Annotated in this window: 23 protein-coding genes; 19 read left to right on the top strand and 4 right to left on the bottom strand. The window is 38.9% G+C overall.

What is annotated here, in order from left to right:
• The 3 genes from MHB58_RS12700 to MHB58_RS12690 are packed head-to-tail and all read left to right on the top strand — an operon-like array spanning position 1 to position 2,538.
• The gene (locus MHB58_RS12700; RefSeq protein WP_340735366.1) at positions 1-939 is read left to right on the top strand and encodes a S66 peptidase family protein; all 939 of its coding nucleotides are present in this window, start codon (positions 1-3) and stop codon (positions 937-939) included.
• A gap of 4 nt (positions 940-943) precedes the next feature.
• Entirely contained in the window at positions 944-1,729 is a 786-nt protein-coding gene (locus MHB58_RS12695) for a serine hydrolase (protein ID WP_340735365.1), read from the top strand.
• Complete coding sequence (locus MHB58_RS12690) at positions 1,726-2,538, top strand: C40 family peptidase (RefSeq protein ID WP_340735364.1); 813 nt, start codon at positions 1,726-1,728, stop codon at positions 2,536-2,538. Before MHB58_RS12695 ends, MHB58_RS12690 begins: the two co-directional genes overlap by 4 nt.
• A gap of 78 nt (positions 2,539-2,616) precedes the next feature.
• On the opposite strand, the gene MHB58_RS12685 is transcribed toward MHB58_RS12690, so the two are convergent.
• The 4 genes from MHB58_RS12685 to MHB58_RS12670 all read right to left on the bottom strand — a co-directional run bounded on the left by MHB58_RS12685 (position 2,617) and on the right by MHB58_RS12670 (position 5,368).
• Positions 2,617-3,192, bottom strand: coding sequence for a 5' nucleotidase, NT5C type (locus tag MHB58_RS12685; protein ID WP_008408578.1), 576 nt, complete (start codon positions 3,190-3,192; stop codon positions 2,617-2,619).
• Positions 3,193-3,210: 18 nt separating this feature from the next.
• Positions 3,211-4,320 (bottom strand): flavodoxin-dependent (E)-4-hydroxy-3-methylbut-2-enyl-diphosphate synthase, encoded by a 1,110-nt coding sequence (ispG, locus tag MHB58_RS12680; RefSeq protein WP_008408577.1) that lies wholly within the window; start codon positions 4,318-4,320, stop codon positions 3,211-3,213.
• Positions 4,321-4,450: 130 nt separating this feature from the next.
• On the bottom strand, positions 4,451-4,786 hold the full coding sequence (locus MHB58_RS12675) for a hypothetical protein (RefSeq protein WP_008408576.1): 336 nt from the start codon (positions 4,784-4,786) through the stop codon (positions 4,451-4,453).
• 75 nt (positions 4,787-4,861) lie between these two features.
• Entirely contained in the window at positions 4,862-5,368 is a 507-nt protein-coding gene (locus MHB58_RS12670; RefSeq protein WP_014823405.1) for a DUF1189 family protein, read from the bottom strand.
• Positions 5,369-5,511: 143 nt separating this feature from the next.
• Between MHB58_RS12670 and MHB58_RS12665 the strand changes: the two genes are divergently transcribed.
• From MHB58_RS12665 to MHB58_RS12590, 16 genes are all read left to right on the top strand, one after another.
• Positions 5,512-5,991, top strand: coding sequence for a DUF456 domain-containing protein (locus tag MHB58_RS12665; RefSeq protein WP_340735363.1), 480 nt, complete (start codon positions 5,512-5,514; stop codon positions 5,989-5,991).
• A gap of 242 nt (positions 5,992-6,233) precedes the next feature.
• Positions 6,234-6,839 carry a superoxide dismutase gene (locus MHB58_RS12660; protein WP_340735362.1) on the top strand — a complete coding sequence of 202 codons (606 nt, stop codon included), beginning with the start codon at positions 6,234-6,236 and terminating at the stop codon, positions 6,837-6,839.
• A 176-nt stretch (positions 6,840-7,015) separates the two neighbouring features.
• Positions 7,016-7,453 (top strand): DUF1801 domain-containing protein, encoded by a 438-nt coding sequence (locus tag MHB58_RS12655; protein ID WP_340735361.1) that lies wholly within the window; start codon positions 7,016-7,018, stop codon positions 7,451-7,453.
• A gap of 238 nt (positions 7,454-7,691) precedes the next feature.
• Entirely contained in the window at positions 7,692-8,135 is a 444-nt protein-coding gene (locus tag MHB58_RS12650) for a universal stress protein (protein WP_340735360.1), read from the top strand.
• Positions 8,136-8,324: 189 nt separating this feature from the next.
• Positions 8,325-10,535, top strand: coding sequence for a peptidoglycan D,D-transpeptidase FtsI family protein (locus MHB58_RS12645; RefSeq protein ID WP_065215651.1), 2,211 nt, complete (start codon positions 8,325-8,327; stop codon positions 10,533-10,535).
• A 52-nt stretch (positions 10,536-10,587) separates the two neighbouring features.
• Positions 10,588-11,001: a response regulator gene (locus tag MHB58_RS12640; RefSeq protein WP_065215652.1), complete on the top strand. Its 414-nt coding sequence runs from the start codon at positions 10,588-10,590 to the stop codon at positions 10,999-11,001.
• Positions 11,002-11,160: 159 nt separating this feature from the next.
• A complete protein-coding gene (locus MHB58_RS12635) occupies positions 11,161-12,132 on the top strand; it encodes a PstS family phosphate ABC transporter substrate-binding protein (protein ID WP_008408567.1) in 972 nt (323 codons plus the stop codon).
• A gap of 106 nt (positions 12,133-12,238) precedes the next feature.
• Positions 12,239-13,183 carry a phosphate ABC transporter permease subunit PstC gene (gene pstC / locus MHB58_RS12630; RefSeq protein WP_340735359.1) on the top strand — a complete coding sequence of 315 codons (945 nt, stop codon included), beginning with the start codon at positions 12,239-12,241 and terminating at the stop codon, positions 13,181-13,183.
• Position 13,184: 1 nt separating this feature from the next.
• The gene (pstA, locus tag MHB58_RS12625) at positions 13,185-14,063 is read left to right on the top strand and encodes a phosphate ABC transporter permease PstA (RefSeq protein WP_008408564.1); all 879 of its coding nucleotides are present in this window, start codon (positions 13,185-13,187) and stop codon (positions 14,061-14,063) included.
• A gap of 54 nt (positions 14,064-14,117) precedes the next feature.
• A complete protein-coding gene (gene pstB, locus MHB58_RS12620) occupies positions 14,118-14,891 on the top strand; it encodes a phosphate ABC transporter ATP-binding protein PstB (RefSeq protein ID WP_231918655.1) in 774 nt (257 codons plus the stop codon).
• 22 nt (positions 14,892-14,913) lie between these two features.
• On the top strand, positions 14,914-15,567 hold the full coding sequence (gene phoU, locus MHB58_RS12615) for a phosphate signaling complex protein PhoU (RefSeq protein WP_340735358.1): 654 nt from the start codon (positions 14,914-14,916) through the stop codon (positions 15,565-15,567).
• A 152-nt stretch (positions 15,568-15,719) separates the two neighbouring features.
• Positions 15,720-16,148, top strand: a complete 429-nt coding sequence (locus MHB58_RS12610; protein WP_008408559.1) for a GatB/YqeY domain-containing protein — start codon at positions 15,720-15,722, stop codon at positions 16,146-16,148.
• A gap of 135 nt (positions 16,149-16,283) precedes the next feature.
• A complete protein-coding gene (locus MHB58_RS12605; protein WP_339262408.1) occupies positions 16,284-16,847 on the top strand; it encodes an NUDIX hydrolase in 564 nt (187 codons plus the stop codon).
• A 184-nt stretch (positions 16,848-17,031) separates the two neighbouring features.
• A complete protein-coding gene (locus tag MHB58_RS12600; protein WP_008408555.1) occupies positions 17,032-17,253 on the top strand; it encodes a hypothetical protein in 222 nt (73 codons plus the stop codon).
• A gap of 166 nt (positions 17,254-17,419) precedes the next feature.
• A complete protein-coding gene (locus tag MHB58_RS12595) occupies positions 17,420-18,205 on the top strand; it encodes a vWA domain-containing protein (protein WP_340735357.1) in 786 nt (261 codons plus the stop codon).
• A 128-nt stretch (positions 18,206-18,333) separates the two neighbouring features.
• Positions 18,334-19,533 carry an iron-containing alcohol dehydrogenase gene (locus MHB58_RS12590; RefSeq protein ID WP_014823414.1) on the top strand — a complete coding sequence of 400 codons (1,200 nt, stop codon included), beginning with the start codon at positions 18,334-18,336 and terminating at the stop codon, positions 19,531-19,533.
• Positions 19,534-19,732 lie beyond the last annotated feature (199 nt).

Here is a 19,732-nt window from a genome sequence, read left to right as displayed (position 1 = left end):
ATGGCAATGATAATTCCGAAGTCACTGAAAAAAGGGGATACGGTAGCATTAATCAGTGCATCCGGAGCAACACCGGAACACCGTATCGAGCTTGCAATCCAGGCAGTGGAGAAGTTGGGTTTCCGTGTAGTAGTAGGAGAAACGTGCAGAGCGCGACACGGTTATTTTGGAGGCAGTGATAATCTGCGTGCAAAAGAACTGAATGACATGTTCCGCAACCCTGAAATAGACGGTATTTTTTGTATTCGCGGGGGCTATGGAGCGACAAGGATTTTACCAGTGCTTGATCTGGAAATGATTAAAGAAAACCCGAAAGTATTTGCAGGCTACAGTGATGTTACAGCACTGCATATTGTATTCAATCAACACTGTGGATTTGTAACGTACCATACACCGATGCCGTCAACAGAATTTATTCGTCCTGAAATGGATGACTATACATGGACGTATTTTATCAACAGTGTCACCAATACCGGATGGAGTGATTATTTCCTGGAAAATGCGGAAGGCCAGTATATGAACACCGTTGTTCCTGGTACGGCTACTGGTGAATTAGTGGGAGGCAATTTAACACTTGTCAACGCATCTCTGGGGACACCATACGAGATTGATCTGAACGGGAAAATTCTATTTTTGGAAGACATAGATGAGAATGTACAACGGATCGACCGAATGCTTACACAGCTTGCATTGTCAGGGAAACTCCAGCAGCTGTCAGGTATTTTGCTGGGTGGTTGGACGGATTGTGGGCCAATGGATATAAATAATGAAGAAAATAATTTAAGTTTGGATGCTGTATTTGAAGAAATTTTAGTGCCATTGAATATTCCCATAATAAAAGATGTAACATGTGGTCATGTGCTGCCGACGATGTCATTGCCGCTTGGTAAAACCGTAACGATCGATGCAACGAATAGATCGATTCAGGTTGTAGGTTAGTACAATGCATAAACAACTTGATCGCATCATTGCACAATGCCCGTATAAAGTCCATGTCATTGTCGAAGACTACAAAACGAACGAAATCGTCTGGAAAAATCGGGCTGAGGAAATCTTCAGCAGTGCAAGTATAATCAAAGTGCCGATTCTCATTGCTATTTTAGCTCATTTGCAAAAAACGAACGGCATTTTAAATCAGGTTTTCAAAATTGCGCCGGAAAACATGGTCGATTTCAGTGTCATTACAGAGCAGAAGCAAATACGAGCAACACTGCATGAACTGTTACTTTGGATGACGATTACGAGTGACAACACAGCAACAAACGTATGTATCGATCTATTAGGGATGGACGCATTCAATGACTATTTTAATGAAATCGGCTTACATAATACTCGGGTCCAGCGGAAGATGATGGATTTTGAACGTCAAAAGCTCGGCTTTGATAATGTAACAACAGCACAGGATATGCAGCAGCTTTTCCGGAAAATTTATAGAGGTACGCTTCTTACAAGTGAATGGAATGCAGTTGCACTTGATATATTAAGCAGACAGCGCAGTCACGAATCACTCAAACGCTATATCGCAGACGATGTGAAGATGGCCCATAAAACAGGCGGTCTCGATACTGTGGATCATGACACAGGAATTGTATTTTTAGAAGTTCGCGATTATTTTATCGGGGTATTCATTACAGAAGTGACCGATAATGATAAAGCGAGACAAACGATTGGTGCTATTTCTAAAATTGTCTATGAGCATTTTACAAAACAGGAGGAGGGAACCGATTGAATGCCGTAGTGAAAACAAAAATTGCGAGTTTACATGCAGAACCTGACACGCATTCTGAATTAATCGATGAGGTGTTGTATGGGATGCCGGTCGAGGTACAGGAAGAAATTGATGAAACTTGGGTCAAAATCCTTACTTTTTACCGTTACGAAGGCTATACATTAAAATCCAACTTGCATATTGGAAGTGAACCTACTGTAAACTGGGTATATGAAGCGAATGATGTCGTTATTCAAAGCTTTGCCGATGTTCTTGCAGCCCCTAAAATACAAAGTGAAAACATCATGACATTGACGCGGGGTGCTTTTATAAAAGTTGTACTGGAAGCAGGACTTGATACAGCTTGGGCAAAAGTGCAGCTTGTTACAGGGGAAGAAGGGTATGTACGGTCAGCCTGGATCCAGGATCGAGTTAAAGTATATACGGCAAATGAAGCTTTATTTCGCAAGCAAGTTGTGGAAACGGCTTTTCGCTATATGGGAACTCCATACCGCTGGGGCGGTAAAACACCTTTAGGCATTGACTGTTCAGGACTTGTTTCGATGGCCTATATGCTGAATGGCGTCTATATTTTCCGAGATGCGAAAATAGTGGAAGGTTTCCCGTTAAGAAAGATAGAACGCGAAAATTTAAAGCCGGGGGATCTAATTTTCTTCCCTGGCCATGTAGCGATGTATATTGGTAATAATGAGTATATCCATTCCTCGCTAGGAGGAAACGAAGTCAATGTAAACAGCCTGAGCTTGCAGCATGAAAATTACCGCGAAGACTTGGCGACAACAATTACGGAATGTGGCAGTATTTTTTAATACAAAATTAAAGGGTTAACCCAGCATGATTATTGCTGAGTTGACCCTTTTGGTTATTGTAGAATTGGTTTTGTACAACTAAAAGTTTTTAAGAATCCAATCGTTTGCTTCTACCCAATTACTAACGCGAATGACGTTATTCGGTACGGACATTTGATTGTACGGTGTATCAAATAAAATGACAGGAATTTTAAGCTCTTCGGCAATTTCCACTGCATTATCATGTTTGTCTTCGAAAAAAGCTTCTACTCCATGCTTTTTTGCGATGGCAATTTTGTTATGACTGCCGATACATTCGATATGGTCATAAGGTACTTTAAATTGATCAAACCAGTTTTTTGTAATATCGAAAACATTTTCTCCACGCGCAGAAATATAATAAAGCTCATACTGGTTTTGCCATGCTGTTAAAATGCGATGTGCATCTGCAGCAAGCTCACTTACTTCATACATTCGTGGCTCATTTTCTTTAAACCAGGCCTGAAACTGTGCGCGGTCTACAGGGTGTGGAAAGCCACTTAAAAAATCATATTCCGTTACATCTTGTAGCGTCATATTAATATTGTATTGTTTATTAATATGTGGAATTAATGTAGCAGGACATGTGACAGTCCCATCAATATCAATGCCGAACCGATGTTTTAAGTTTGTCATTTCCATTACCTCATTTCTTTACACGCTTGCATTTATTTCTGCTTCGCGCTTTGCAACCATTTCAGCAGCTAATTTATCGATTTCTTTCTTCAGTTCTTCCACCATTGTTTCTTCAGGAACTTTACGAACTGTTTTACCTTTCATGAATAACAGCCCTTCGCCACGTGCACCGGCAATACCGATATCCGCTTCACGTGCTTCTCCAGGACCGTTTACCGCACAGCCTAAAACGGCTACTTTTAACGGAACATTCAGTTTAGAAATATATTCTTCTACTTCGTTGGCAATCGAAATTAAATCAATTTCGATACGGCCGCAAGTCGGACATGAAATCAATGTCGCCATGTTTGATGCCAAGCCAAATGATTTTAATAATTCACGAGCTACTTTAATTTCTTCCACTGGATCTGCAGATAATGAAATACGTAATGTATTCCCGATCCCTTTAGATAAAATCGCACCTAAACCGGCAGCTGATTTAACAGTACCGGCAAATAATGTACCTGATTCTGTAATTCCTAAATGCAGTGGATAATTGAATGCTTGTGCAGCTTTCTCATATGCTTCAATAGCCAAGTTTACGTCCGATGCTTTCATCGAAACAATAATGTCATGGAAATCCAAGTCTTCTAAAATTTTAATGTGGTGCAATGCAGATTCTACCATTCCATCTGCAGTAGGGTAGCCGTATTTTTCGAGGATATGGCGCTCTAAAGAACCAGCGTTAACACCGATACGAATCGGAATACCTTTTGCTTTTGCGGCATTTACAACTGCCTCTACTTTTTCGCGGCGCCCGATGTTACCCGGGTTGATACGTACTTTATCGATGCCACCTTCAATGGCTTTTAGTGCTAATTTGTAATCAAAGTGAATATCCGCTACTAATGGGATATTAATTTGTTTTTTTATTTCAGGTATTGCATTTGCAGCACGCTCATCCGGTACTGCAATACGTACGATCTGACAACCTGCCTCTTCTAAACGTTTAATTTCGGCAACTGTTGCTTCTACATCATGTGTTTTCGTCGTACACATACTTTGGATTACGACTTCGTTATTACCACCAATTGTTAAGTTACCGACACGCACAGGACGTGTTTTCGTACGGTGAACGATTTCACTCATGAAAAATTCTCTCCTTTTCAGGCTTTTAATGTGGTTATATCACCTATATAGATATAACGATATGTAAGCCGTCACTGTTCCTTATTTTATCAGTGTATGAAAAGAAGAACAAGGAAGAAACATTATGAATTCAATTTAGACAATTTTCCTTCACGTTCGAGATGATTGGGATGAGGACAGTATCTCCTGGTACAAGTGGCTGTAAATTCAAATGCGGGTTAAGTTGATAAAATTGGGCAAGTCTTTCAGGAAAAGTGGTTTTAATAGGCGAGGGAGTTGCTGAGAATAGGCTGTAAATTGTATCGTCCTGCTGGATTTTTACGACTACATAGCTTTCTTTTTCCGCTTCCTCACATGATTGAGGAGCAGCATAAAAGGATGCTAATGGGAGCGTACCTTCCTGTAAATCTACTTTAATGACAAACGCAAACAACAAAAGCACAATGGAAGCTATTAAAAAGCGCAATAAAATCCTCCTTATCTCTCTACAATTTAACTCGTTAATAGATTGTTAAACTATATGATTCATAAGGAGAATTTATTATTTTTGTACCGGATATTTTGTTAAGGCAACGATTATAAAGAGCATCGTAATAAAAATACTGCTAAGCGTGACTACAGTTTGAGAGAGGATAAACAGATTTCCGAACATCGTTAGAAATGTTCCCCATGTACTTGCAAAAACAGCTGTTCGCCATACTTGCCGATATTCACCGCGTCGTCTCATCGGCCTAACGAAAAACAAACCTGCAAGTGCATATAAACTTACCTTAATAAAATAGATCGACGTATTTAGTACGAATAAAAATACAATGGCAATCGGGTAAACAATCCATTGAATATTTTGTGCATACTGTTCAATTTCCGAATAACCGAAAATTTCGGCTGTCCCTGTATTGATAAATTGGCCGAATGAAAAAGCGGTAATAAGGGTAATCATTAAAAAGGCATACTGCATCACTTTTCCAATTGATAGAATTCGATAGGCGCCCAGTTTTTTAGGGCTTGTTAAACTATGTATAAGTAACTGCATATGTGAAATTTTCATTGTTGGTTGCTCCTTTACAAAGGTAGTGTAACATGAAAAAAATTCGATTTGAACTCGGAATAGAAAATTGAATCTTTTCTTTGTTTATTACGTATAATCTGTGAACACATAATAAGAAGAAAATTTGAAAGGATGTGAAATGGTTGGACATTATTGCATGGACACTTATTATAGCGCTGTTTGTTATTGCGTTTATCGGTTTAGTATATCCAATTATCCCATCTGTCTTATTTTTGTTGGGCGGGTTTATCGTTTATGGGCTATTTTACAGTTTTACCGAATTGCCGTGGTGGTTCTGGTTAATTGAGTTATTATTTGTTGCACTGTTATTTGCGGCAGACACGATCTCGAACCTAATTGGAGTGAAAAAATTCGGCGGATCAAAAGCAGGGATGTGGGGAAGTACGATTGGTTTATTGATCGGGCCATTTGTTATACCGTTTGCCGGAATTATCGCAGGACCATTTATCGGTGCCATCATTGGCGAGTTAATTGTGACACGAAGCAATCTACAGCAGGCGATTAAAGTTGGCGTTGGTTCAGTTGTCGGATTTTTAACATCGGTGGTAACGAAAGGTATTATTCAAGTCATTATGATTGTCTTGTTTTTTATTGCTATTTAGTTTCTTTTATTAATTGAAGTAGATTTAATTGATGGGGAGCAAATATTTGTAAAATCGATCGGGTATCGCTTACACTAATAGAGGAAAGATTACAAACACAGGTGAGACGAGTAATCCGCAGCCTTTCCGTCAAAAGACTGAAATGCAAATATTACTGTTTTTTTCATTGAATGAGCAATCATTTTTTGATAACCTAGTACTGTAATCAACATTAATTACTTGTTCCAGGGAGGAATATTATCATGGCATTCAAATTACCAGAATTAACTTACGCTTACGACGCATTGGAACCACATATCGATGCAAAAACAATGGAAATTCACCATTCTAAACACCACAATACTTACGTAACAAACTTAAACGCAGCAGTAGAAGGTACTGAATACGCTGACAAAGACATCAACGAGTTAATCGCTAACATCGATGCTTTACCAGCTGACAAACAAACTGCTGTACGTAACAACGGTGGCGGACATGCTAACCACACATTATTCTGGGAATTAATCGCTCCAGGCGGTTCTAACACTCCAGTAGGTGAAGTAGCTGCTGCAATCGATGCAAAATTCGGTTCATTCGACGCTTTCAAAGAAGAATTTGCAAAAGCTGCAACAACTCGTTTCGGTTCAGGTTGGGCTTGGTTAATCGTTGAAGGTGACGGTGTAGCTGTTACTTCAACTCCAAACCAAGACTCTCCAGTAATGGAAGGTAAAACACCAATTCTAGGCTTAGACGTTTGGGAGCACGCTTACTACTTAAACTACCAAAACCGTCGTCCAGACTACATCGGTGCATTCTGGAACGTAGTGAACTGGGACGTAGTAGAAGCTAAGTTCCAAGCTGCAAAATAATTAAATTTGCACATTCAAATTTAATTATTTCTGTACCGAAAGCGAAGCGGCAGGTACAAAATATTTTAAACGTAAAACGCATGAGAAGTTCATTACTTCCATGCGTTTTTTTATGTATTTTTTTACAGTTATCTGCTACGCTCAAAATAGTAAATAGAATTGGGGTGCGGCAGTGGATGATTGATGAATTTATTGCACAAATTGATGAGAAGTGGCACGGTGCTTTTATCAAATTAATGGAGGCGATTGATGAGAACTTGCCGCCAGGGTTTGAAAAGTCAATTGATAGGAATATGATCACATATAATGTACCATTAACAACCTATCCAAAAGGGTATCATGTAACACGAAACACACCATTACCGTTTTTGGCCCTTGCTCCACAAAAGCGCCATATTGGCCTTTATCATATGGGCATCTACAGTAATCCTGAACTTCTCAAATGGTTTCAGGAAGCCTATGCCGAAGCGGTTCCAACAAAACTAAATATGGGGAAAAGCTGTATTCGCTGGACCTCGACAAAACATATCCCCTATGAACTGATCGGGGAACTGAGCAAAAAAATGTCGGTAGAGCAGTGGATTACTGCCTATGAAAATGAAATACAGAAATAAATAAAGAAGGACAAACGAGCGGACATTTCCTTGTTCGTCCTGTCTTATTGCTCGACATCTTGCATGGTTCCAGTGAACGGAACAAGATGCAGGTAGTCCAGCTTAATAATTATATTTTCTAAAAGGCTTTGTAACTTCGGTTGCAGAGCTTTTTTGTATATTTTATTCTTCCTTATATAGTCGTAAGTACACCTAAACTAAGCTACTTGTGAATAAAGTAAAGAGAGGTGAGGAATAAATGAGCATGACGTACAAAAATATACTAGTTGCCGTGGATGAAACGAATGAGTCGCTGATTGCTTTTAGAAGAGCTGTGCAAGTTGTACTCAATAATGTCGGAAGTAAGCTGTATATTGTTCATGTAATTGATACCCGTTCCTTTGCATTTTCAGAAGGCTATAACTTTGATATGGCGGAAAAAATTACGAATAATAAAAAGGATTTGTTAGATAGTTATGAAAAAAAAGCCCAGCAGTCAGGCTTGGTAAATATAAAAAAACTTATTGAATACGGAACGCCTAAGCACGTCATTGCACGTGATATCCCTCAGCAGGAAGAAATTGATTTAATTATTTGCGGTGTAACCGGAAAAGGGGAATTAGCCCGCCTTTTCCTTGGGTCTGTATCGGAAGGGATATTAAGAAATGCCCGCTGTGACGTTCTTGTTGTAAGAAATTCCTAAAAAGATGACGAAGCTCCACGTAATTTTCGTGAAGCTTCTTTTTTGTGAAACTTTATAAAAGTAAAGCCGTCTAAAAGATGAATAATAAAAATCTGAACTCTTTTTTCATGGAGTTTTCAGTGTTATACTAAAAGCTATGACTATACATTCATGTACACGATACATAAAGTAAGGAAGGGGAAGAGTTCTTTGCGCAAAATTACGCAAAATCGCCAGCAAAATCCGAAGGCAAAGCAACGGGCAAGTTTAACTTTTCGGATGAATATCCTTTTCTTTTCAATATTTGTTTTGTTCTCAGTACTAATATTTCGTCTAGGATATATACAAATTGTAAAAGGTGAAGATTATGTGCGTGCATTAGAGCGTACAGAGGAAGTGCGGGTAAATACTAGTGTGCCCCGTGGCCGTATTTTTGACCGTTATGGTCGTATTTTAGTTGATAATCAGCCTGAAAATGCGATTACGTATACAAAAATGCAAACAACAAAATCCGCTGAAATGCTTGAAATTGCAGAAAAACTTGCAAATCTCATCGAGCAGCCGACAGAAAAAGTAACACAGCGCGATAAATTAGATTTCTGGATTTTACGGAATCCGGAAAAAGCAAAAGAAAAAGTAACACAAAAGGAAATGACGAAATTCCAACTTGAAAATGAAGAATTAGAAACGAAGGAAATCAATAAAGAGTATGATCGACGGATTCGGGATCGAATTACAGATGAAGAACTGGAACAGCTTACCGACTTTGACCTGGAAGTTCTCGCGATTTACCGTGAAATGATGACGGGCTATAATTTATCACCGCAAATTATTAAAGGTGAGAATGTTACACCGGAAGAATTTGCTCGCGTTTCAGAACAATTGGCGGATCTGCCTGGTGTGAATACGACAACCGATTGGAAACGCGTACGATTATCTCCATTAGCGATTTTAGGTCGAACAACGGTACCAAGCAAAGGTGTACCTAAATCGAAACTGGATTTTTATTTAGCACGTGATTATTCTCGGAACGACCGTGTTGGGGAAAGTTATTTTGAAGCACAGTATGAAGAAATTTTGCAAGGTGAAAAATCAGTCGTTAAAAACATAACGAATAAAAAGGGCCAAGTAGTTGAAACGATGACGACTTTCGCAGGGGAGCCCGGCAAAGATTTAGTAACAACAATCGATGTGGAACTGCAGCAAAAAGCTGATGAAATTTTGGAGAAGTATTTATTGGAATTAAAAGCTAAAGGTGGTTCTCAATTATTGGACCGCGGATTTTTAGTTGCAATGAGTCCAAAAACCGGAGAGCTATTATCTGTAGTCGGCAAGAAAATAGAAAAAGATAAAGACACTGGCAAACCTTATATTGTTGACTATTCTTACGGTACATTCACTTCAGCATATGAAGCAGGGTCAACTGTAAAAGCAGCAACCGTTTTAATGGGCTACAATGAGGGAGTTATTAAACCGGGGACGGTTATGCTCGATTCACCAATGCGAATCGGGAATATTACACTGAATACTTTATTCAATAAGACTGGTAGTGTCATGCTGGATGATTTAACGGCATTGGAACGTTCATCAAACGTTTATATGTTCAAAATTGCGATGGGTATTGGCGGCCGTACGTATTCACCAGGAATGCGCTTTAGTTTAGCTTCGGGTACATTGCAAACAATGCGAAATGAGTATGCTCAGTTTGGACTTGGTGTGCCAACGGGAATCGACCTTCCTGGAGAATCGACAGGCTATCAGGCAGACCCGGATACCGATGTAAAACTATTAAACTTGGCGATCGGCCAGTTTGATACGTATACAACGATGCAATTGGCACAATATATTTCAACGATTGCAAACGGTGGTTACCGCATTCAACCACGCATGTTAAAAGAAATACGCAACCCTTCTAAAGATGGCGAGTATTTAGGGCAAGTTGTGGAAGAAGTGGCACCTAAAATTTTAAACAAAATCGAAAACAGCCAAGGAGAAATTGAACATGTACAAGAAGGTCTGCGCCGAGTTTACTTCGGTGCAAATGGTTCTGCCCGCCGTCAGTTTGAAACTGCAGATTATACAGCTGCTGGTAAAACGGGTACAGCCGAGGTAGTTTACTATGGACCGCAGCGTGATAAATGGAAAACTAACACGATCAATATTGTCCATGTAGGCTACGCACCATTTGATGATCCTGAAATTGCTTATGCAGTCATTTTTCCATGGGCAACAACAAACTTTACAAATAACTATTTACCACAGGCGAATTTGACAGCACGTGAATTAGTAGATTCCTATTTTGAACTGAAAAATAAATATGCAGAAGAGGGCTTATCTACAAGTAAAGTAGAAAAACCGATCATCAAGCATTCAGATGAAAAGCTGGATGAGGATGAAGAAGTTGAAACTGTAAATGAATAAAATTATGATCCCGTAGTTTCTGACTACGGGATTATTTTTAGGAGAAGATTTAATGAGAAAGAAGATAATACATATTGTTGTGATCATCGGTGCCCTAAGTAATGCAGCGATTCTAGCATTCATGGATTTGCCGGCATGGCTCATTATTTTAATGTCGGTAATCTATATTGTTATTTTTGAAGGGCTCCTGCTTGTATTGGAGCCCCGTTTAGTCCGTGCCGAACGCGAACGGAATGTTAAAGCCTATCCTTTTTTACGAGAATTGGTTGACGCAAAAAAAGCGACGGTTACAATGCGCGACGGTTCAGTGTTATATAATGCTACGTTCGAAGGCTATGCCCATCCAAAAGATGCGAAAACCATTTTACTTTATGTACATAAAGTAAAGACGAAAAAGGAAAAAGCAGCCTATACAGAACATCCTATTAAACTTATTAACATTAAAAGCGTAAAAAAGATTCAATAAGAAGAAAATGAGACAATTTGCCGGGAACTCCTGTAAATTGTCTTTTTTATTTACAAAGCTTTACATTCAATTAACTGCGGAATTATATAAGCTTAACAATTTGTGACTATAGTTGGAATTGTAAGAAAAACATCTATTAAACAAGCGGAGGAATTACAAATGAAAAAGTGGCAGTACTTAACATCAACAGCTTTACTAGGTTCAGCAATTCTTTTAGGAGCATGTGGTGGAGAAGAAAATAATGATGAAACATCAACATCTGCACAAACAAACACTGAACAAGCTGAAACTGGCAGCGCACAATTGACAGGTAACGTAGTAGGCGATGGTTCGTCAACAGTTGCTCCAATTACAGAAGCATTAGTTGAAGAATACGCGGGCGTACAAAAAGATGTACGCGTAGCAGTTGGTGTATCTGGTACAGGCGGCGGATTCGAAAAATTCATCAATGGTGAAACGGATTTCTCAAACGCTTCTCGTCCAATCAAAGATACTGAAATGGAAGAGCTTAAAAACGCAGGAGTAGAATATACAGAATTTGAACTTGCTTACGACGGTTTATCGGTAGTTGTACACCCTGAAAATACTTGGGCAAAAGATTTAACAGTTGATCAATTAAAGAAGATTTGGATTGAAGATGGTTCTACGAAAAAATGGTCTGATATTGATCCTTCATGGCCGGATGAAGAAATTGTATTCTACTCACCAGGTTCTGACTCAGGTACGTATGATTACTTTGATGAAGTCATTTTAGACGGTGAAGACATTGTTAAAACAGCAACATTATCTGAAGATGACAATGTGTTAGTACAAGGTGTAACAGCAGATAAAAATGCAATCGGCTATTTCGGATACGCATACTACCTGGAAAATAAAGATAAATTGCAAGTTGTAACTGTTGACGGTGTGGAACCGACAAACGAAACAATCGAATCAGGTGAATATTCACCATTATCACGACCACTTTTCGTTTATGTGAAAAACAGTGCACTTAAAGACAATGAAGCTACATATGACTTCATGAAATTCACACTTGAAAATGCTGGTGAAATGGCAGAAGTAGTAGGGTATGTGAGCTTACCGGATGAAAAGTATGAAGAAGCTCTAAAAGAGTTAGAAGGATTAAAATAATTACGATGTTTAATAGTGTGGGGTGGCTCTCATGCCTCCCCACACGTTTTTTAATGATGAAAATTGACCGATTATTTATATAGATGACTGGAAGGAGTTTTCGCACATGGCTCTTAAACAACAGGAGCAAGTAAGTGTCCAACAATTAATCGAGCGTTCGCGCAATCGCAAAGGAAAGAAAGTAATCGAAAAGTTAGTACCAATCGGGTTATTTTTAGCAGCAACAATTTCGGTTCTTACGACGTTTGGGATTGTATTTACACTAATATTTGAGACATTTGAATTCTTCACGCGAGTGTCGATTACCGATTATTTATTTGGTACAGAATGGCTGCCATTCTCAGGTAAGGAGCCATTGTATGGAGTATTACCATTAATATTCGGGACATTTAAAATAACACTGATTGCTATTATTGTAGCAGTACCATTCGGTTTGGGCGCTGCCATTTATTTAAGTGAATATGCATCAGAACGTGTACGAAAAATTATTAAACCGATTTTAGAAGTACTGGCAGGTGTACCAACAATTGTTTACGGGTTCTTTGCCTTAACATTTATTACACCGATTTTACAGGCCATTATTCCCGATTTGAAAATATTTAATGCAATAAGCCCCGGGATTGTTGTCGGAATCATGATACTGCCAATGATCACATCCATTTCCGAAGATGCAATGAGCTCTGTTCCAAGTTCGATTCGTGAAGGTGCGTTAGGGTTAGGGGCGACAAAATTCGAAGTAGCAGTTAAGGTTGTCCTGCCAGCCGCATTATCAGGTATTGTCGCTTCTGTCGTATTAGGTATTTCCCGGGCAATAGGGGAGACGATGATTGTTTCACTGGCAGGCGGATCTACACCAAAATTCGACTTTGGCTTTACTGATTCGATTCAAACAATGACTGCTTATATCGTGCAAGTAACGACAGGGGATGCCGGTTACGGTACAACTATTTACTACTCAATTTACGCAGTAGGGTTTACATTGTTTATTTTCACTTTAGCAATGAACTTGCTTGCAACCTACATTTCAAAACGCTTCCGAGAGGAGTATTAATATGCGCTATATACAAGAAGATTTAGTGATGAAGCGGATGAATAAACGCCTCAATTCGAATAAAATGTGGAAAATAATTTTCATTATTGCTACAAGTTTTGCCCTTGTTTCTTTAGGTATGTTACTATACCGAATTTTGTCGCAAGGAATTGGTTTTTTAGATATGAATTTCATTACAAACTTCGCGTCACGTATTCCCGAAAATGCAGGGATTAAAGCAGCACTAGTCGGATCATTATGGCTGATGAGCGTTGTTGCCCCTGTCTCGATTATTTTAGGGGTAAGTACAGCGTTGTATTTGGAGGAATATGCAAAGCAAAACAAATTAAATGATTTTATCCGCATAAATATTTCTAACTTGGCAGGGGTTCCTTCCATAGTTTTCGGTTTACTCGGATTAACAATTTTCGTTCGACTGTTTGGCTTTGAAAAAAGTATTTTGGCAGCCGGACTGACGATGAGTCTACTCATATTGCCTGTTATTATTGTTGCGGCTCAAGAAGCGATCCGCTCGGTACCAAATGAACAGCGCGAAGCTTCATACGGAATGGGCGCTACGAAATGGCAAACGATTGTTCGGGTCGTACTGCCGGCAGCTATTCCGGGAATTTTAACAGGTAGTATTTTAGCGTTATCTCGAGCAATTGGTGAAACAGCACCATTAGTAGTAATCGGTATTCCAGTCATTCTGCAGTTTTTACCAACAGGATATCTCGATACATTTACCGCATTGCCGATGCAGATTTTCGACTGGGCAAAACGTCCGCAGGAAGCGTTCCAGTATGTGGCTTCAGCAGGAATTATCGTATTAATGATTTTCTTATTAACGATGAATTCCATTGCAATCTTTATTCGAAATAAATTCCAAAAACGTTATTAGGAGTGAAATGGAATGGTTCAAGTATTAACGAAAAATAATGTGCGTCAATCTGCAATGGGAATCGAACAGAATCAAGCGAATGTCATGCAGTCCAATAATTTTAATTTATGGTATGGGGATCACCATGCTTTAAAAGATATCAACTTAGACATGAAGGAAAACGAAGTAACGGCAATTATCGGTCCTTCCGGCTGCGGGAAATCGACATATATAAAAGCATTAAACCGTATGGTAGAACTTGTGCCGATCGTAAGGACATCAGGAGAAATCAATTATCGCGGCCGTAATATTTTTTCAAACGGCTATGAAGTGGAAGAACTGCGCACGAAGGTCGGCATGGTGTTTCAAAAACCGAATCCGTTTCCAAAATCGATTTATGATAATATCGCATACGGACCACGAATACATGGAATTAAAAATAAGAAAATCCTGGATGAAATTGTGGAAAAGTCACTGCGAGGTGCAGCCATCTGGGATGAGGTAAAAGACCGTTTAAATCAAAATGCTTATGGGTTATCAGGCGGTCAGCAGCAGCGTATTTGTATCGCACGCTGTTTGGCAATCGAACCGGATGTCATTTTAATGGATGAGCCGACTTCAGCGCTTGACCCAATTTCAACATTAAAAGTTGAAGAGCTTGTACAACAGATGAAAGAACAATATTCAATCGTCATTGTGACACATAATATGCAGCAGGCTGCACGTATTTCCGACAAAACGGCCTTCTTCCTGAACGGGGAAGTAGTAGAGTTTGATAAGACAGATATCATTTTCTCGACACCGTCAGATCAGCGCACCGAAGACTATATTTCCGGTCGATTTGGATAATGAGAAAAGGAGAATGATAACGATGATTCGCGAGCGTTTTGAACATGATCTAATAGCGGTACAGCAAGATTTAATGGAACTGTGTGATTTAAGTATTCATTCATTGCAGGAGTCTTTTAAAGCTTTTTTAAAAAAGGATATTGATTTGGCGCTACAAGTTATTGATACCGATCCGAAGATTAATCGGTTGGAGGAAATAATCAATGACCGTGTCATTTTACTCATTGCAAAACAACAGCCTGTTGCGACAGATTTACGCCGTTTAATTGTTGTGATTAAAGCAGCAACGGATATGGAGCGCATAGGTGATCATGCGGTCAATATCGCAAAGGAAACGATTCGAATCGGAAAAACACCATTTGTCACGAGCGTGGAGCTGATTGAGGAAATGTTCCATAAAACAATTTTAATGCTGCGCCAAATTGTCGACGCCTTTTTAGAGGAGAATACAACTAAGGCAAAAGAAATTGCAAAACTGGATGATGAGGTCGACGAATTAACAGGCAATATACTGAGTAACTTAATGAAGTTGTCTGTTTCCAATGAGCAAGTGGCACAAGTGACGAGTTTATCATACGTATGCCGCTGTATCGAACGTTCGGCAGACCACGCAACAAATATAGCTGAGCATTTATTCTACCTTGTAAAAGGGAAGCATTATGAACTGAATAATTAAATGTAAAAGTATAGGGAGGAGACTTCCTATACTTTTTTTCTTTAATCAAACAAATTTGTTCATGAATAATTTATGTATTGAAAGGGTACATGGTACAATAAAGGTAATTCAAATAAGTCATGTACTTATTTAAGTATAAAGGGGTAGACAGCATGTTAAAAACAATTGTATTTGACCAATTAAAGCAAGCGATGAAAAACAAAGATGTATTGGCTAAAGGAGTATTAACTTTAGTGAAGTCCGCTTTGGATTCTGCAGAAAAGGAAAAAGGTGCGGAATTGACGCCACAGGAAGAAATTGCTGTCATTAATCGTGAAATTAAGCAGACAAACCAGTCACTAGAAGGTGCAAAGCAAGCAGACCGTCCAGATTTAATCGAAAAAGAGGAAGCAAAATTAGTCATTTTAAAAAGCTTCTTACCAAAACAGTTAACAGAGGAAGAAATTTCAGCTGAGCTTCAGGCAGCTGGTATTACTTCAGGCATGAATATGGGGGATGCAATGAAAATTGCAAAGCCTTTACTTGATGGAAAAGCAGACGGAGCGACAATTTCAAAAGTTGTCAAAACGCTCATTTCCTAAAATGAAAATAAGCATTATCAAGTAACAGAAAAGGAGGTGTGCCGCAATTAATTGACGGTCACGTCCTTTTCGCTATATTTTTCTAAAATTATAACGCTTACACTACAAAAAGGAATTAGGATAGGGAGGATTAAAATGACCTTACATGAACAAATTGAACTGTATGTACCTTACAATGAACAGGAAGCAAAAGATCGAGACATCATTTTACGTGCAATGGCTAGTTTATCGGATGTCCTGACAAGAAATAATGAAGTTCTGCATTTTACTGCTTCAGCTTTTGTATTCAACCCCGACCGCACCCGTGTACTGATGGCTCATCATAATATTTATAATTCATGGGGCTGGATGGGCGGTCATGCAGACGGCGATCCTGATTTATTTAATGTAGCGAAAAAAGAGCTGATGGAAGAAGCAGGTCTTACAGAAGCAAAAGCAATACAGGACGATATTATTTCGCTTGATATCCTGCCGGTTATCGGTCATATGAAAAACGGAAAATATGTTGCAGCACATTTACATTTTAATGTGACTTATATATTTGAAGTGGAAGATGAAGCGACATTTAAAGCGAAACTTGATGAAAACAGTGAAGTCGGTTGGATCGCAATGGACGAAGTTGCCGAAAAATGTACGGAAGCGCATATGATTCCAATCTATGAGAAAATTATAGAGAAGGTAAAAAAAATCGGCTGTTAAACGTTAGGCTGAAATGGATAACATTTTTACTAAAGACTGATTTTTTCCATACGGAGATTTTCTGGATTCAACTCGCTGATATACAGAAAAACACAAACGAATGCTGAAATTGAAATAATTTCACAAAATTAAACAACCGTGTGCTAAAATAACGTTGTATAAACAAAAGGGAGGCTATTTTCAAATGGCGAAAAAAGTAAAAGAATATAAAATTAACCCAGATCGAGTGGAAGAAGCATTATTAGTACAAAACCGTATGCTTCTTGAATTATTGGTTCAAGTTTTAGATGAGCAACTAGTAATTGAACGTCCAATTTTACACGAACGTTTAGGAAACCTAATTGAGCTTTCAGACAACGATCGTGATTTAAAAGATACTTTACACGGTTTAACTCAAAAATTATAATTACATACATTTATGTGTGGTGCGGTATCCTAGTGATACCGCTTTTTTTTATGCAGAAAAAACGATTATAAAGTTAGTTATTCGTCCACAGTTTAAATTACTACTTTTTAATTTTAATCTTCGCTATACTATCGGTATTGATTTGAAAACAGATGGAGGGTTTTACATGACAAATGAATATAAGACTGTATTAACAGATGAAATTCTTCATTTTTTATATCGTAATGCATCTTTTCAAGCTTTAGATGAAAATGAGCAGCAACAGTTTTTGGAGAAATTCGGTAAACAACCATTATTTATAGAGGTTATCGAAATTGCAATTGCACTTGAAGAAATGATTGCAGAAGTGGAAGCAACGATGCCGAAAATACAGGATAAAGATTATTTATTCCCGATTGAGCAACAAAAGCAATTACTGAAAGATCGGACTGTTATTGATGGCAATGTACTGTATGTGCCCTTTGAAGAGATGAAAAATCTTTATTCGCCCATGATAGTCATCCTACAGCAATCTGACGCTATGCAGGGGGTTGAAGCCTTTACAAAAGGGACCATTTTACCGCTATTTAATTTATGTGCTGTCCAAAAGCGTGATTTAATCATACTTCCGTTTAGTAATAAACCGGCTCAACCACTTCTTTTTAAAAATGGAACACTTGAAATTGAAATGTTCGATCAATTTCTGCAGCATTTTTTAACTGGAGACGCTCAAATTATGCCGGCTATAGACAAGGCGATTGAACTTTTTACCCAAGACAACATTGGCCATCAGCGGGATCTTATGATTATTACGGATAATCAATTTAGCGATTTCCATAAACTGAATCAAGAAGTTGCTGCCGGAAAAATGCAGGAACTTGATATCGATCTGGCGGTCATCGCGATGAGCGAAACCGCCTTTGAAAAACAGCCGATTTCCTTTGCAGACAAAGTATTTTTTGCCAACGATTAATGAAACGAATCCGTTTTGGGTTCGTTTTTAATTTGCCCAATTTTGTTACACACAAGGAATTTTAAAAGGGAGTGCGGAATAATTAAAGTAAGGATACATAAATAGAGAGAAATGGAGTGTTTCGTTCGATGTATACAGCCTATTGTAGAACCGTCCAAAGTTCAATGCGTGTCGGTATGAAGCTTATGAACTGGAGAAAGCCAGAATTACTCCAAGGGGAAAACAGCCTTGAAAAATTGCCGGACCTTGTGAAAAGTTTAGAGTTAAATATGCTTTTAGTGATTACAGATGAAGGAATTCACAAACTTGGGCTTATGGATAAGTTATTGGAGGGCTTACAGGAGCAAAATATTGCATTTGTTGTCTATAGTAAAACCGTTCCAAATCCTACTTTCACAAATATTGAAGAAGCGTTGGAACTGTATAATGCGAATAATTGTGATGGCATTATAGCATTTGGCGGCGGGTCACCGATGGATTGTGCTAAGGCAGTTGCGGCAAGGATAGCACGCCCCGATAAATCGCTGGTTGATTTAAAGGGATTATTCAAAGTAAGAAAAGAAATGCCGCCGTTTTTTGCGATTCCGACAACGGCCGGAACGGGAAGCGAAGGGACGATAGCCGCAGTCGTATCAAATAGTGAAACACATGAGAAATTCGCTATTATGGATCCGGTGCTTGTCCCGCATTACGCTGTACTAGATCCGGTATTAACGATTAATTTGCCTCCGCATATTACATCTACGACAGGAATGGACGCTTTGACACATGCCGTGGAAGCCTATATTGGAAAAAGTAATACAGAGGAAACGAGAAAATATGCCCGTGAGGCGGTTATACTTATTTTTAAGTATTTAGAGCGCGCCTATGTTGAGGGAACAGATATGAAAGCAAGGACGGAAATGCAGCGTGCGTCCTATTTGGCCGGACTTGCATTTACCCGGGCATATGTAGGCTATGTTCATGCCATTGCTCATACACTCGGTGGTTTCTATCAAGTTCCGCACGGATTTGCCAATGCGATTATCCTGCCGCATGTCCTGCGATTTTACGGCAAAAGCGCTGCTAAGCCATTAGCAGAACTGGCGACGATTGTAGGAATCGGGAAAATAACAGACAGCGATGAAAAAAAGGCAGAGTTATTTATTGAAGCGATTGAAGTGTTAAATGAAAAGATGAACATCCCTCGAAAAATAACAGGAATCATCAACCGTGATGTGCCATTAATGGTAGAGCGCGCTATACAAGAAGCGAACCCGCTGTACCCGGTACCACGCATTGTGAATAAAGATGAAATGTTTTATTTATATCAAGTCATTCAGGAATAATGGATAAGGAAAACGAGGTATAAAAAGAGGGTGAATCATAAATAGAAGTACCGTTAGAAAAAGAAGAAACCTTTATTAAGTAACGGATATTTTATAAAAATTGATTGGAATGGAGGGGAGGCGACTCCAGCGGGAATAGCGTGACGCCTGAGACTACAGGCTCAGGCCACGCCCGCGGAAAGCGTCCGACCTGGAATGG

It is taken from the genome of Solibacillus sp. FSL K6-1554, from assembly GCF_038005185.1.
Classification (GTDB): domain Bacteria; phylum Bacillota; class Bacilli; order Bacillales_A; family Planococcaceae; genus Solibacillus; species Solibacillus silvestris.
Note: the sequence above shows the minus strand (reverse complement) of the source record. Positions and strands in the feature narration are given on the sequence as shown.